Source organism: Marinobacter sp. HL-58, assembly GCF_001314605.1.
GTDB lineage: Bacteria > Pseudomonadota > Gammaproteobacteria > Pseudomonadales > Oleiphilaceae > Marinobacter.
Map to the genome: position 1 here is coordinate 433,319 of NZ_LIHP01000004.1, position 14,110 is coordinate 447,428.

The following is a 14,110-nucleotide window of genomic DNA, read 5'->3' on the forward strand; positions in this document are numbered from 1 at the left end:
CAAACGGAATGGGCGGTCACGATGGGCCGGAATATGCATCTATACAGCGTGAAGGATTTCAAATCCCTTCGGGACGTTTTGCTCAACCAATTTATCCCTCTTCTGCAGGAATACTTCTATAACGACTGGCACCGCATTCAACTAGTGTTTGCGGATGTTGAACAGGACAACCGGCCAGTGGAGCCACAGATCATTGAACATGAAATTCTAAAAACCTCAGATGTTCTGGGCTTTGAACACGATGATTTTGAAGATTTGGCAGATTACCGGGTAGCAGCACCAGAAAACATAACTCCGGATGCGATTCGTAAAATCTATGAATCACAGGAATAAGCCGTGAGTGAGATTCTGACTTGCCTGGAACATCAGTCCGTTCCGATAAGGCCTACCCGAAATTCGGGTGATTTTGCGGTCACCACGGCACAGGCTGCACAGCTCAGTAAATCGAAGAGCATTCCTCAAGACGCGTTTCGATGGGGCCACCAGTCACTGCAATGGCGCCAGTTCTGTGGTGTGGTTCAGCTGGAAGGGCTTACCCTAGAAATTCTTCCCAAAATTTACGGAAAAGAATCACAGCCAGGCTCCTGCAGACTAACCCTCATCAGAATGCTGCGCAAAGCCGGCATGATGAAGGTCCACCGCGGTGCAGGAGCATCCATACACGCGCAGAATCATTCCCTACTAGATATTTTCATTCAGGAATTTTGCCTACTACTGCGCGAACAAACCCTAATTGGCAAGCCCCGCGACTATCAACAGCAGGAAGCTAATCTCGGGGTGGTCAAAGGCAAGCTTTTGGTGAACCAGCAACTCAGGCAGAACTTGGCACACAGTGAAAGGTTGTACTGTCAATTTGATGAATTGACTGACAACATCACCATTAACCAGATCATTAAGTTTACCCTGCGAGTTCTGTTCCCACAATGCAGATCCAACCAGTCACGCAAGGCTGTGACCGAGCTGCTGATGCAACACGATGGTATTTCAGAGGAACGTTTTTCTTCGTCTAATATCGACCGGATTCAACTCAATCGGACCAACAGCCGCTATGGCCCCATATTAGATTGGTGCCGTCTTTTCCTAGATACTCGAAATCCAGATGTGACGGCCGGCAAGCATAACTTGCTGTCAATTCTGTTCGATATGAACGTCTTATTTGAACGGTGGTTGGCCGCGGAGCTGAGGCCTATTGCTCACCACGCTGGCTTAACTCTCAAAGAACAATCTCCTCGCAGGCATTTAGCTTACAGGCCCGATATTGACCAAAACGTTTTCCAGACACGCCCTGACATTAGCCTAATTAATGCAGATAAAAAGGTAGTCCTGATTCTAGATGCCAAGTGGAAGATTCTCGACAGCAATGAGGCCAAGCTCGGTATCTCTCAGCAAGATCTCTATCAGCTCACAGCCTATGGAAATCTCTACAATCTTCAATCACTAGCGCTGATTTATCCCCGGCAGCAAAACCTTGAAGCACACTACCCTATTCAGCTTTACGGAAGGCAAAGGATGGGTCTAGATGTTTTCTGTACCCATCCTTTGCCTTCCGTAAAGCTGAATAGGTGAATTGGTCCGGGCTGCATTGTTGAAATCGCAACTCACAATGAGTTGAGGCAAAATTCTCGGCAGCCCGTCAGGCAGAAACTTGAGATTTCAAAACCTTAAAAGTTCTCCTAAAGCCGAACATCGTTACGCAGTGGCTAAGGTTTATTAATCTCACTGAAGCCAACTGTAGTGGTTCAATGATTACGGACAGGAACGAGGCGTTGGCCAGGCAGATCTTACATCGATACCGTTTCCTTAGGCTTTTATCGCTGGGCTTCACGAGCCGCCAGAGAGATAACACTCAACTCTCCGGTTGCTATTCCCTGGTTGGGCACAGGCCCTTCGTACTTGCCAATCACCTCGCCATTCCGGGCCAATAGATAGGCTGCGTTCTTTTTATAATAAAACCAATACTGCTTGATATGCCCCCAGATTCCAAGTTCTCCACCGGTTTCACAGATATGTTCTCGTACACGACACTGCACGCCGCCCAGTTGCCGGTCGATAGAGAGCCGCCAGAAGCCTTTCGGAAAGTCCATGTAGCGCTGATATTCACAGATAGCCAGGGCAAAGATTGGCTGACTACTACGCTCGAAGCCGGTGTCCACCCAGATATAAGGCTTAAAGGCCTCTCGCTCTTCCTCCAGGTGTTTCTTTGTTCGGCAGATGCGTTGGTCTGCAAGGGCCATATCCATTCCGGTGACTTCACAAAGCGCACGGAGAAAGCCTTCACTGGTGTATTTGAAATCAAAACCACTATTGTTCAGGCCGAAATCCGGATCATCCAGAACAGACTGCAGGCGTTCCAGGTTGGCGGAGGTTGGTCTCTGGTAGCCCATTGCCTTCAGAATTTCCTCCCGAGGCATGGCCGCTACTCGCAACACCAGATCTGTTTTGAAGTTGTCGATCATTGCTCCTCCTCCTCACCTGATAACTCGGAAGGTTTCTCCGGCCCTTTGTCCGGATAACATGCCAACCCTCCTGTCCATTTGTCATCATTGTCATCGACTGATGCGACAAGTTACGTCGCCTTTCTGCCGTATGCTTTTTTCAAGCTCAATAAATAGGGAACAACGGTTATGAACAAAGCAAAAAAGGAAGCAGCCAGGAAATTGCGGGAAGCCTATGAGAACCTGTCACCGGAAGAGCTTCGGGAATTTGAACGGAAGCGGCACATCAAGTCCCTGGCAGAGCAGATTCACCATGAGTTGTTTCCCGAAGAGTATGATTTCATGATGGACTCGATCTCGGACGCCAAGGATCGGCGCCTCGGGATTAATCCGATGAGCGATGATTACACCGCGAAGGTGAACGCCCGCCGGGAGCAACTCTGCGTGTCACCGTTGGGTGATAATGGAATGCCGACTGACAATAGTAGTTGGGATGTTGCCCGTACCGAGGCGCTCCGCCGTTTGGAGTAACATCTCTCAAATCGCCACCCGCATCCGAGATCACAGTCTCAGAAGGATTGTTAATGCCTTACCCCATTGAAGACAAGCTGGTAATTGCCGTTGCTTCAAGCGCCCTGTTTGATCTGTCCGAGTCCGACAAGGTGTTCCAGGAACAAGGCGCGATTGCTTATCGTGACTACCAGGAAGAGCATCTGGATGTCCCCCTGGCTAAAGGCGTGGCGTTTCCATTCGTGCGCCGGTTTCTCAATATTAACAAGCGCTTTCCTGATACTTCACCAGTGGAAGTCGTGCTGCTGTCACGCAATTCCTCCATCACGGGCAAGCGGGTATTTCGCTCCATTGAATATCATGGCCTGGATATCTCCAGAGCGGCTTTTCTAGAGGGCAAGTCGCCCTACCCCTACATTCCTGCGTTCAACGCCTCACTTTTTCTGTCTTCCAACGAGCAGGACGTTCTGAAAGCCATCGACTACGAATATCCCGCCGGTACCGTGCTGCCATCGCAGGTGGTGGATGATGATGACGATTGGGAGCTGAGAATCGCATTCGATTTCGACGGTGTGATTGCGGATGATGCATCAGAACGGGTGTATAAAGGCGGAGAGTTGGAGGCTTTTCACGAACATGAAACGTCTAGAGCCGGTATTCCTCATAGCCCAGGTCCGCTAGCCGATCTGTTCCGAAAGCTATCGTTACTGCAGAAATTGGAAGATGAGGCACAGAAAGCGGATGCTTCCTACCGGCGCATTCTGCGCACAGCCATCGTGACCGCCCGTAGTGCGCCGGCTCATGAGCGCGTCGTTACCACGCTGGAGCACTGGGGTGTGGATGCAAACGAGGTGTTTTTCCTGGGCGGTATGAAGAAAGATCGGATTCTGACTATCCTCAAACCGCACATGTTTTTCGACGACCAGCGCAGCCACCTGCAATCCGATGCGGGGAACGTACCGATGGTGCATATTCCATTTGGGGTGGCGAATGTGGCATAAGCGTTCATGTGCTAGTCGAAGTCTTCCAGTCATCATGTTTTAAGAACATGACCAACTCCAATGCACGAAGTCCTGAAACTTCATACCCAAGCTTGCTGTTAACGAACGCATGTAGCCTCGGAAATCCTGGCTGTTGCTCTAGCTCCAGCATCTTTGCTCGGTATTGCAGATAGGTAGCCGGGTTGTTCACCAGATACTGCTGCCGCTCGCGGCGGTGGGTGAACTCAAAGATCTTCGAGTCCCAGATCGGATACTGGTCCGGTCTGATGAAGTGAAGCAGTTTCGAGGCTCCGACGACTGAGTTGTTGATGTAGTGCTTGATGGTGATGAGGTGGTCCTCAGAAAGGTCCGTGTTTCCATTTTTAATGGATTGCAGGATGTGAAGCGTTTCATCCGGATCGCTGTCTTTCTTGTTCAGATGGACGATGGTTGGCATCCATCCGTAAACCATGTGAGCGCCTACGACTAAATCTTTGCTTGTTAAATGATTGATACCCTCGAAATGCTCAAGCAAGTCGCGATAGCTCAGTAGGTACGAGTCCTGCTTCCCTTCATCAATCTCATGCTCGAAGCTCAAATCAAATACCCGCTCCAGGCTTTCCATCAATTATCCCCCAGGCCATAAGTCAGTGAGCTCCGCTCATAAAGTGCCTCTATCAGCGGTAAGGACTCCTCCATGTGCTCAAACCGGTGACTGCCTCCCGGAAACGAAACAACCGAGTAATACTTCTGACACGTGTCGTGAGTTACTCGCCAATCGATGACATCGTCTCCCTGGTCCAGAAGAATGAGCCCACATCCATTGATCACAAATGCACGGTAACTGTCGACAACGGACTGAGTGAGCTGATATCTATTACCCTGATAATCCAAACCGGCACCGATGTACTTTTCCAGGGTCTGGGCCGGATCAATGGCGGGGTTAATCGCAACGAACGGAATGCCCGCCCGCGCACCGACTATGTTGACAAGCCAGCCGCCCATGGACGTGCCCACCATGAGGTCGATATCTGCTTTGATTACCTCATCCTGGCAAATCTGCACAACCTCGTCAGCAGGCTTGGTATAGTCAATATCATGTCCATGAATCGAGCCCAGCTTGCTTAAGATTTCCAGTTTGGAACTGCCCAGGTCAAATTGGCTACCAAATCCATGACAATAGTAGATGTTCATTCGTTTATGTTCCCCACGTTCGAGTCGTTATTCAGGATACTAATCCGACACCTGGACTATCGGCCAAACTTCGACAACCGGTCCTCCTGCCACAAATTGGGCATCCAACTCATAGGCCATTCGTTCAAGGGGCATGTCATCGTAGCCATAGCGCTTCAGCTCGTTAATGTAACGAGCAAGAAAACCCTCAACACCAAGGTGCTGCCACTGGGCCACATGGACCAGCTCGTGAAAATGAATTCGCAGATTGTCCGCAGCGGATGGCAGCAGATAATAGGTGTCGCCGAGAGTTAATCCTGCGAGCTGTTGCTCGAACAAACCACCCAGGTTAATTTCCTTTAAAAGCTCCTTTGGTGGCAACGGAATCTGATCCACCACTACATAGAAGCTTCTGGCGAGAAACTCCTCAGGAAAGTAGCCGGCGAAAAGCTCTTTGAACTCAGAGCATGACAGATGGTGTGCTTCAAATTGTTGGTTAGTCGAATGTACCCAGGCGGTTATTTCATGTTGCATAATAGGCTCCGCTGACGCATATTTCATTTCACTCACCGTACCGAAACCTTGCGACAATGAGCGTCGCTCTGAACCCATCTCGCCCTGAAAGATTCCCTGCCGACTTCCTGAGCTCGGTTGGCGCTAGTGGCACGAGATCCCGAACCGTGCGGATCATCTCAGCCTCTCGCGGTGCGCCAGTAGCCAATAGTTTTCTCACTGACCTGACCCAAACTTTTACCCAATGCTATAACAGCAGACTGAACCTCCATGGCTACTTCCGGCTGGTAGCAATACTGTAGGCTTCGAATAATGCGCGTAATTCGCAAGTGGTTGTGACCTGCCGGCTTGAGCCAGATATAGCTTTTCATATTCAGGCCTGGCATTGGCACAACTCCCTGCTCGGTCCGTTCGAGTCCATAGAAGGCCAGCATTCGATCGAGGGCTTTTTGGTGTTGCAGTCGGAGTGTTTTTTCCGTTCGAAAACAGGCCCTATCCTCGCTGGTTAGCACTGGTACCTGGTGGTTGAAATTACTCGTTTCCGGGATAGGGAAAAGCCATTGGATATAATCATGGGTGTGCTCCAACCAGAAATCATCAAACGCAAGAATGTCTTCAAAGGTTCGCCCGACATGATCTCTTCCATCACCGCGGAAAAACTTGATAAGAGCACTATCTTCGGGCTCTGGCTTGCCCACCATTTCCAAAATCTGATCGCACGACCATACTTCTGCTCTGGAGCAATCGAAAACCACAATACAGAAGTCAGAGAGATCGGTTTTTGGTGAGATGCGAGCAGTTACAGGTTCGGAAATTCTCAAGTCGTTCGATTCATCAAAAAAATGCAGATTGCCCAACATTACCCGCTGTATCCATCGGCCCTCTGGCTCCATATTTGGCAAGGCCTCTAGTTGTTCTCTCAACCTTTCCCCCCGATCTTGCCCATAGATAACAGCAGCCGGACACTCCGGCAACGCAGTCACCAAAACCTCGCCGGACATCAGTGTCATTAATTCCGGTGAAAGTTCACCTATGGACTGGCGTTTCAGTACAAGCTGCCCCTCATCGTCTATATAAGCGTCGGGAATCGGGTAAACACAGCCGATTTGCCAGGACATAATTCGCTTCGCCATACACTGATTCCCCTCAGTTATTGAATAAACCCAATCGGTCGCTCAGCCACAGCCTTGGTTTGCTGTTGCTGCTCGGTTGCAAGTACTAACAACAGTTTGTCGGTTCGCGGCCTAAAGCCTCTCAGCTGCAGATTCTGGACCGCAGATCTCATAACGCCGGGGGTCAGGTGGTTGAGATGAGTGAGCTGGTTCAGTGTCAGGGCCTGGGCGCGCTCTTTGTCGACAACACAGGCCTCAAGAATGGCCTTGACCTGCTCAACGGTAAGATACCCGAACTCTACCTTCATCTGTAGGCGACGCAGTATGGCCTTATCAAAGCCCTCGAATCGGTTGGTGGTGGCCAGGAATACGCCGTCGAACCGTTCGAGCCGCACCATGAACTCATTGACTGCACTGATCTCCCAACTGTGTTGAGCCATGCCACGACGGTAGAGAAAGGTATCGGCCTCATCCAGTAACAGCACAGCGCCACTTCTCTCTGCTTTGTCGAACATCTCAGCGATGTTTCTCTCGGTCTGCCCGACATACTTACCCAAGAGGTCACTGCCAGAATTCAGAATGAAGGGCCTATTCAGTCGCTTGGCCAGCTCCTCGGCATAGGCTGTTTTGCCGGCGCCGGGCGGACCATAGAGGCAGATTCGTACGGTGCCTTCCTTTTTCGCGATACGCTCCACATTGCGGAGTGAAGGTTGTGTGTTGATCCAGTCGATTTGAAAGTCTGGAAAATCGGATGTTTTATGCTTTGTGAGTACACGGTTTGGCCGTCGTTCTCCCATGACTTCCAGACGGTGGCGCACCATAGCTTCCAGGCGTTGCTGGTTACGAATAACCTGACGGGCTGGAAGGTACTCGCCTAATTCAGCCAGGTTCTTGGCAAGCGCTGGCGTCATCCAGGACTGGCGTGCGGCCTCTGAAACCCAAGCGGGAGCTACAGGGAGCTGGGAAAGCATATGTTTGAGCTTCTGCGTTTGCTGATCGCTACCTGTACCTTCGATCTCTACGATAAAATCAAACCGTCGCAGGAAAGCAGGATCCACAGCGCTAATATTGTTGCTGATCCAGATAACCGGTGCTCTGTTTTCTTCCAGCAACTGATTGAACCAGCCTTTGGCGAGCTGATCGGCTTTCCGAAATGCATCTTCCATTTCGTCAAACAAAAGAATCGCACCGAGGCGATCCTCCAGAAACATTTGGGCCATCTTGGCTGCATCCAGACGGATACGCCCGGTCATCGCCCCGGAATGACCATCTTTGGTCGGCACCTCATATAGCGGCGCGCAAAGCTTCGCCGCTATGGCTCGGGCCAATTGAGTTTTGCCAGTGCCGGGCTTGCCGTAGAGCAGAATGTTCTTGCCTCGGGTTTTGTTGTTGAGCGAATCTCGCAAGTAATCCAGCATTAGCTGAAGATCCGATACACCGCTGAAGTCGGCAATGCTGTGCAAAGCAGGTGGTCCGGGCGGGCAAATGTGATTAAACAGCAATTGCTCTATGTCACCGGCATCACCATCACGACACTGATCCGACATGGCCACTACCAGTTGCCCTAGTAGCGGGCCCGCCTCCACAAGATCCCAGATGTCACTGCTCTGATTTGGCGCTTCCAGCAGTCGGATCTGGCAAAGCATCGAGCCTTCCTCCAGCACGCTGGCGATCGTTCTGGTGGATTCGCGCATCGCCCTCGCCAAAGCACTTACTGAATTACTGTATTCACTGATTTCCAACTCCCGCATTACCTCCTTAGCCTTCGGGTGCTTGAGGAGGAGGATGGCATAGATCAGCAATTTGACCTCCACCACGCTGGGTCGGAGCAGTTTGACAAGGTTAGCCACCAAAGGCTCGAAGGATAGCGATGGCTTGCCTTTGAGGCTTCGCGTTAATGCTTTTTCTTGCTCTCGAATGGCTTTCAGGAACGCAGGAGTTCCCGGACCGGCTTGGTCCTCAGGCACTGGCTTGATACCGAGAAACGACAGAGGCTCATCCGCATTAAAAATGCAGGGTTTGTTCTGGTATGCGGGTGTCAGAAATATTCGGCAGAGATAAATCTGGAGGAGTCTCAGATCGTCTTTGGATGACGTGTCGGTAAGTTCGGATTCTTGGGCTTCATTAATGAGTTCGTTCCACAACAGCATGAGCGGGCCTCCAGAATGGGTAAGTCCATTCTAAGATCCACCTGCGACACATCACGTCGCATTCTGGCATTTCCAAACTATAGAGTGAAGTTGCCGAGCCAAGCGCCCTCACTAATTTCTTTGACTTAAGTTCACTTCGAGCCCAACGATTCGACATTTTCCCATTTTAATACGATGACATCAGCGACATGTACTCTCCCCATTGGCGCCATCACCGGTAGTGTGTATGCTCATTTTGAATTTTGTTTGAGCAAGATCTGTTGCAAGTTCCTGCCGCTCACCTTCCTGCACAACAAAGAGATTCAATAGTGACCAACGCCATTTTGCTGAAATCCTCCCCAGGTAACCGCCTCGCGGCCATTGAAAACGCATTGCTGGCAGCACACCAGGATGCTATCAACTATAGCCACTCCTCCCTCAACCGTATGCCGGAATGCTTCATGGCCATGCGCGTCGCTGACTATTTTGCAAACAACTTCACCAATTTTAGTTATCGCCTTGAAGCTCAAGTTAAACGCACATTTCAGGAGTCCGATCTTCACGGTGCCGACGTTACGCAATTGCTATCGCAACCTGATCTTCGCCCGGATGGTCGTTTTGATCTAGTACTGCGGTCAGGCAAAAAGGGGCGCGCAGCTCATATCTTCGAATTCAAACGAGGAGATTCCACGCGTGCATTATTAAAAGATATACGTCGACTGGCAAAAGTAAGCCAGCATGCAGGCCACCATAGTCTGAAAACCAACTATTTGGTTCTGACCCGTCGCTGTCCTAAGGATGCGGACACAAGCGAGCGGCTTATCGAACGGCTCAATAGTGTTCTTGATACCGCCGGGCTAGAGAATACTGATATTTATGCAACCGTATCAGAGCCTCTGTATCCATTTCTTAATCGCGACCATGAGCCTGTCAGCCATCGCGCTTTTCAAATCGTGATTCTCGAAATCTGCGGCTAAAGATCAAAGAAACGTTGAGGTGAGAATGCGAGGGGAAATCGACTGGCATTATGCCGTCATTGCTACGTTCATTGGCGAACCCGGCCCAATCCCTGTGCAAGGATGCCTTCAATTTCTTTTCGCAACCAATCCGGCGCAAGAATATCGCAGTGAACCGCCTGCGCCGTAAGCCACCATCGCAAATCCTGGGTATCGCCTACGGTCACGGCAATTTCAAAGGTATTGTCATCGATTTCTGTGGTGGTTTGATCAAATCCTAGTGGCGATTCAACCAAATGGTTCAGGGCGGGCCTATCGCACCGAAGCCTCAAATAGACAGGTTTATTGGACTTGAGGATGCCCATAGCTCCGGAGTGGATGTAGAGATCCAGTTCAAAATCCTCCGGTCGCTCAACAGGCTGTTCAACCAGTTCTCCCGCCGTTGCCCGGTGGAGTACCAGCTGACGAATACCTTCCCTGCCCTCGATAGTCCCGATCAGGTACACGTTCGGGTCTCTGAAAATCAGGCCAAGAGGATGGACGATGATCACCTCCGGTTCCGGCCAGTTGCGGGCCTGGTAGGTCAACTTACATCTGAAATCTCTTAGCAAAGCTTCCGTCACCGTCTCCAGAACATCCGCATCTATTGCCGGGCGCCGTCCGCCAAGGCCACGATTGATAACCCGCACCCGGTCCGGCCATTTGCCAAGCGGATTTTTCTCTCGTAACAAGGTGCGGTGGGCTTCATCAAAGTGTGGCTTCAGGTGAGACAGCGCCCGTGGGGGAAGCATCGGGCTGAGGTAGGCTCGTGCTAGCTCAAACGTCAGCGCTGCGGGCAAATCCAGGGCCGGGATGATATCCATCGTCGCATCCCGGTCGAATGACCACTGAAATGGACGAGTGCTTTCATCCACCAGCAAGGGAAAATCCGCACTCAGTTTTTCAAGGTCCCGCTGAATGGATCGCATGGTCACTTCAAACCCGTGTCCGTCCAGCCGTTCTGCAAGCTCAGTAGTCGTGATGGTCTTGGGGAAGCGCGGAACCATACGGAGCATGGTGAGGTAACGAACAGCAGTGTTGGACATGAAATATCCTTTCCTTGTGAATGGCCCAGAGATTGGCGACATAATTTGTCGCATTCAGAATGCTAGTTTGTCATTGCGGTGAAGTAAAGCCGAGAACACAGAAACGATGGAAGGTCATAAACACTGAACAATCATCGCATTGCTAAGCGGTTAACGGAGCATGAGTTCAGTGGACTTCCGTTAACGGCATCCATGACGCCATCAATCGTTCCGACTCTGCACGGTCTGGTGGTGGCCCCAAGGCAACTTCGAGGAGATACTCCTGAACAACCTTTTCTTCCACCTAATCACTCAGCGTTACATCTGCTTTGGCATAATCAAATCCTTCTTTAATTTATTAAACCAGATCCGCCACCGGTGCTCTTAACCCGCCAGCCCGCAACGCCCTGCTCCACGCTTCCACTGAGTGGGCTTTTCCCCTACCAAGCAAGTGACCCGTGAGACACCGTCTCGGGGGTGCCAGGTCACGTAAGGTAAAACAAGGAAAGCAAAGGAAAAGACAGGCTCCATGGGTTCCGGTCATCTCTGAGGTTTCGGGTATGGGATCGGTCGGAAACCTAAAACGGGTCTGGTGTAGTAATCATCATTCACTCAGGACCAGAGCTTGCGGATATTCACTGGTGATCCTGAAGCCCCAGCCATAACTGGCTACCGCCTTGCTCATTTTGGGGTGCCGGTATAATGGAGGCTCACCCAACCGAGCGTCCGAATTGTGCTTAGCGAGGTATCATCATGCCGAGACAACTCAACGATGAAGTGCTACCTCAGGAACTGTTATTAAAACTTTCCACCGCCTTCCAGCGGATGTCCGATCAAGGGTTCGCTGTTGTCTCTGCCATCAAGTCCGACCATCTGGCCGGTTACCCGATTTATGTACCGACCCACGGGGACAGTGAAGCTGAGCGCACGTCCCGTGAGGCTCTACAGGCGGCGATTCGATCAATGACGCATCTGACAATCCGGCCAAATACCCGCCTGCAATTGAACGCCGGCATTATTTGCAGCTCACCAGGCACTGTTCTTGCCGTCAGCGACTACAACGACGCTAAAGGTGCATTCAAACAGGCCGTCCTGGACATCCGGCAGTTCCAGAAAAAAAGGGAGTTAACGGCCAGCCGGATTACCCGCCTGATCCAAAACGAAATCCTCGACAAGGGCTTTCGTAGCGAAACTCTTCGCCAGGCGATGGACACCTTGCGTATCGCTGATCTCGATCTAAAGCGCTGTTACACCCGCATACGCATCATGCCGCCGAATCTGCAGGTTTTTAGCTGGTCCTGGACGACCAAGCACTCCCGGATCATTAAGCTGACCCACGAAGAGGCCATGAGAATCGCATTAGAATGGCCTGACCAGAACACCTCTGCCATTGCTGTCGATTTGATCAACCGGCGATGCGATCCCAGCGCGCCTTTGGCTATAAAAGTCCCTTTGCCAAATCAACTTCGCGCCAACTACGCCTTCTTGGAAAATGGCGAGACCGTGCGAGCCTCTACGCCAATCTCCGGTGTGGTCATTGCTCAGCAGAAAGTGCTGCCCAGAAAGCTCTGGCGTCCAGATCCGGGATCAGCCGACGATCAATCGCCGCGACTGCCCAGGCAATCCAGCCTGGAAGCCACGCCCATTGTCGATGCCCTCAGTCTGTACCGCTATGTACGATAATTCCCTTCCAGATCCAGCTGCTCAGGAAAAGGCTCGGTGCTTTGGCGCCGGGGCCGCTCTGACTGTGGAGGCCACGCCTCTGATGCACCGGGGAGAACCTGTGGGTTGGACTGTGAACCTTGATATAGCGCCGAGAAATAGGGATTCGATCGAGTGGCAGCGCAAGCTGACCTTACAGCTCAGTGAGAACGAGCTCCCGATTATGGCAGCCGTATGTCTAGGGCTTCTCCCTAGCGCAACTTTTAAACGACCTCAAAAAGGGATTCGCATCGAACGCCAACCCGGCAGGCTGTTTATTTCTGCGACTCAGGGACGAGGTAACGCGTATTCCCTACCCATACCCATTGGCCAAGTCTTTCATATCGGCGCGCTGGTTTTGAAGCAACTCAGCGAACACACGAAGCTCACCGACGGATCTCTGCTACTTGCATCGCTGCGTGGCGCAGCAGCTCTGTACTCTGAGAACACTTGAGGACGTGAAAGTGCACGATTTAGTCAATTTAACGACACAAACGGCCTTAACTTTCTCGTACGCTGAAAGCTCAAAACCAGTAAATGAGGCATGCAGATGAACGATCTTTTGAAAAAAATTAAGTTAGAGGATCATGGTGGATTTGTGAGCGGAACATCTCAGCTTATGAGGGAGAGAATCTTCCTAATCCACAGTGGCAACCGTTTGACCCTCCGATATGATTTTTGGGATAACCCAGGGGAAGAGGCGGACGGCCTTACATGCATTGATGAGTGCAATATGAGTGCGATGTCATGGCCGGAGTACTACTGTGAGGTGCTGAAGGTCAAGCTGGGCGAGGCCGTCACCGAGTCTGAAATAGAGGCAGCTCACACTCTAATACGACCCTATATTGATGACTATAAAAAGATCTTCGATGACTACCACTCGGGCGAGAGCGATATGGAATTCGATGAACTTCGCGAAAAATATTGGGAATTGAAGAGTTCAGCCGAGGAATGCGTAAGCGAGATGGCTCTCGACTTCCAGAGCATGCGAGGACCCGAGGAGTTTGCTGAAAGCGCATATTGTGAGGTTGGTATGCTTGAAGAGATCGTCACGCCAGACATGACTAACGATGAGATTCAGGAAACCGCCTTGGAAATTGTTTTCGTTGCCGGACACCCATTCCACCCTGAAGAAGTGGCTGAAGCGCTTATCGACTATCGCCAAAGACTTCTCGACGAATTGGAGGCCTAGTGGATCGGGGTAAGTCCAAAAACCTCAACTATTCGTCCGCCAAAGAATGGGAATATTCTCTGGCGTCTGCCACTTCTAGCATGCGGGACGCGCTTGTTCATGCCTAGTCCGCTATTCGGGAACAAAGCACGCTGAGGTCGCAAAGCGGACATTCAGATCGACCACACAGCGGACCTTTTTCGACCTAGAGGGACGGTGAACGCACAACTTCAATCTAGTGGAACATGCAAAAGATTCGCATAGCCATGCTGTCGAGTTTCTTGGGCCAGTTAATAGAAACACTCTTGGCGATAGGAAGCGGATTATCGCCGATTTGGTTCACTGTAGTCGCCAAAGAAAATCAAT

14 protein-coding genes are annotated in these 14,110 nt (G+C 51.1%); 7 read left to right on the forward strand and 7 right to left on the reverse strand.

From position 1 onward, the window contains the following. The first annotated feature begins 21 nt into the window (after window positions 1–21). Window positions 22–333, forward strand: a complete 312-nt coding sequence (locus HLUCCO03_RS05700) for a hypothetical protein (RefSeq protein WP_027831926.1) — start codon at window positions 22–24, stop codon at window positions 331–333. Window positions 334–336: 3 nt separating this feature from the next. Next, window positions 337–1,566, forward strand: coding sequence for an McrC family protein (locus HLUCCO03_RS05705; protein WP_027831925.1), 1,230 nt, complete (start codon window positions 337–339; stop codon window positions 1,564–1,566). 242 nt (window positions 1,567–1,808) lie between these two features. On the opposite strand, the gene HLUCCO03_RS05710 is transcribed toward HLUCCO03_RS05705, so the two are convergent. Next, window positions 1,809–2,456 carry a hypothetical protein gene (locus tag HLUCCO03_RS05710; protein ID WP_027831924.1) on the reverse strand — a complete coding sequence of 216 codons (648 nt, stop codon included), beginning with the start codon at window positions 2,454–2,456 and terminating at the stop codon, window positions 1,809–1,811. Between the two features lie 168 nt (window positions 2,457–2,624). Here HLUCCO03_RS05710 and HLUCCO03_RS05715 point away from each other — a divergent pair, with 168 nt between their 5' ends. Further along, window positions 2,625–2,966 carry a hypothetical protein gene (locus HLUCCO03_RS05715; protein ID WP_036197451.1) on the forward strand — a complete coding sequence of 114 codons (342 nt, stop codon included), beginning with the start codon at window positions 2,625–2,627 and terminating at the stop codon, window positions 2,964–2,966. A gap of 53 nt (window positions 2,967–3,019) precedes the next feature. Further along, a complete protein-coding gene (locus tag HLUCCO03_RS05720) occupies window positions 3,020–3,946 on the forward strand; it encodes a 5'-nucleotidase (RefSeq protein WP_027831923.1) in 927 nt (308 codons plus the stop codon). A 4-nt stretch (window positions 3,947–3,950) separates the two neighbouring features. Here HLUCCO03_RS05720 and HLUCCO03_RS05725 read toward each other — a convergent pair whose 3' ends face one another. The 5 genes from HLUCCO03_RS05725 to HLUCCO03_RS05745 all read right to left on the reverse strand — a co-directional run bounded on the left by HLUCCO03_RS05725 (window position 3,951) and on the right by HLUCCO03_RS05745 (window position 8,873). After that, window positions 3,951–4,550 carry a hypothetical protein gene (locus HLUCCO03_RS05725; RefSeq protein ID WP_051603844.1) on the reverse strand — a complete coding sequence of 200 codons (600 nt, stop codon included), beginning with the start codon at window positions 4,548–4,550 and terminating at the stop codon, window positions 3,951–3,953. Then, window positions 4,550–5,119, reverse strand: a complete 570-nt coding sequence (locus tag HLUCCO03_RS05730; protein ID WP_027831922.1) for a YqiA/YcfP family alpha/beta fold hydrolase — start codon at window positions 5,117–5,119, stop codon at window positions 4,550–4,552. The genes HLUCCO03_RS05725 and HLUCCO03_RS05730 overlap by 1 nt, the downstream gene beginning before the upstream one ends. A 39-nt stretch (window positions 5,120–5,158) precedes the next feature. Continuing rightward, window positions 5,159–5,632, reverse strand: coding sequence for a hypothetical protein (locus tag HLUCCO03_RS05735; protein ID WP_027831921.1), 474 nt, complete (start codon window positions 5,630–5,632; stop codon window positions 5,159–5,161). 158 nt (window positions 5,633–5,790) lie between these two features. After that, window positions 5,791–6,744, reverse strand: coding sequence for an opioid growth factor receptor-related protein (locus HLUCCO03_RS05740; RefSeq protein WP_197025671.1), 954 nt, complete (start codon window positions 6,742–6,744; stop codon window positions 5,791–5,793). A 17-nt stretch (window positions 6,745–6,761) separates the two neighbouring features. Continuing rightward, complete coding sequence (locus HLUCCO03_RS05745) at window positions 6,762–8,873, reverse strand: AAA family ATPase (RefSeq protein ID WP_027831919.1); 2,112 nt, start codon at window positions 8,871–8,873, stop codon at window positions 6,762–6,764. Window positions 8,874–9,181: 308 nt separating this feature from the next. On the opposite strand from HLUCCO03_RS05745, the gene HLUCCO03_RS05750 reads away from it, so the two are divergent. Then, window positions 9,182–9,829 carry a hypothetical protein gene (locus tag HLUCCO03_RS05750; protein WP_155939927.1) on the forward strand — a complete coding sequence of 216 codons (648 nt, stop codon included), beginning with the start codon at window positions 9,182–9,184 and terminating at the stop codon, window positions 9,827–9,829. Between the two features lie 68 nt (window positions 9,830–9,897). Here HLUCCO03_RS05750 and HLUCCO03_RS05755 read toward each other — a convergent pair whose 3' ends face one another. Further along, entirely contained in the window at window positions 9,898–10,947 is a 1,050-nt protein-coding gene (locus HLUCCO03_RS05755; protein WP_292016629.1) for a WYL domain-containing protein, read from the reverse strand. A 678-nt stretch (window positions 10,948–11,625) separates the two neighbouring features. Between HLUCCO03_RS05755 and HLUCCO03_RS05760 the strand changes: the two genes are divergently transcribed. Then, window positions 11,626–12,555: a hypothetical protein gene (locus tag HLUCCO03_RS05760; protein WP_027831916.1), complete on the forward strand. Its 930-nt coding sequence runs from the start codon at window positions 11,626–11,628 to the stop codon at window positions 12,553–12,555. A 568-nt stretch (window positions 12,556–13,123) separates the two neighbouring features. Beyond that, complete coding sequence (locus HLUCCO03_RS05765; protein ID WP_027831914.1) at window positions 13,124–13,765, forward strand: hypothetical protein; 642 nt, start codon at window positions 13,124–13,126, stop codon at window positions 13,763–13,765. Window positions 13,766–14,110 lie beyond the last annotated feature (345 nt).

Excerpts from the sequence above, each read along its gene's own strand:
- HLUCCO03_RS05700 (WP_027831926.1), top strand. The coding sequence starts at position 22 with ATGGGCCGGAATATGCATCTATACAGCGTGAAGGATTTCAAATCCCTT.
- HLUCCO03_RS05710 (WP_027831924.1), bottom strand. The coding sequence starts at position 2,456 with ATGATCGACAACTTCAAAACAGATCTGGTGTTGCGAGTAGCGGCCATG.
- HLUCCO03_RS05715 (WP_036197451.1), top strand. The coding sequence starts at position 2,625 with ATGAACAAAGCAAAAAAGGAAGCAGCCAGGAAATTGCGGGAAGCCTAT.
- HLUCCO03_RS05720 (WP_027831923.1), top strand. The coding sequence starts at position 3,020 with ATGCCTTACCCCATTGAAGACAAGCTGGTAATTGCCGTTGCTTCAAGC.
- HLUCCO03_RS05725 (WP_051603844.1), bottom strand. The coding sequence starts at position 4,550 with ATGGAAAGCCTGGAGCGGGTATTTGATTTGAGCTTCGAGCATGAGATT.
- HLUCCO03_RS05730 (WP_027831922.1), bottom strand. The coding sequence starts at position 5,119 with ATGAACATCTACTATTGTCATGGATTTGGTAGCCAATTTGACCTGGGC.
- HLUCCO03_RS05735 (WP_027831921.1), bottom strand. The coding sequence starts at position 5,632 with ATGCAACATGAAATAACCGCCTGGGTACATTCGACTAACCAACAATTT.
- HLUCCO03_RS05740 (WP_197025671.1), bottom strand. The coding sequence starts at position 6,744 with ATGGCGAAGCGAATTATGTCCTGGCAAATCGGCTGTGTTTACCCGATT.
- HLUCCO03_RS05745 (WP_027831919.1), bottom strand. The coding sequence starts at position 8,873 with ATGCTGTTGTGGAACGAACTCATTAATGAAGCCCAAGAATCCGAACTT.
- HLUCCO03_RS05755 (WP_292016629.1), bottom strand. The coding sequence starts at position 10,947 with ATGCGACAAATTATGTCGCCAATCTCTGGGCCATTCACAAGGAAAGGA.
- HLUCCO03_RS05760 (WP_027831916.1), top strand. The coding sequence starts at position 11,626 with ATGCCGAGACAACTCAACGATGAAGTGCTACCTCAGGAACTGTTATTA.
- HLUCCO03_RS05765 (WP_027831914.1), top strand. The coding sequence starts at position 13,124 with ATGAACGATCTTTTGAAAAAAATTAAGTTAGAGGATCATGGTGGATTT.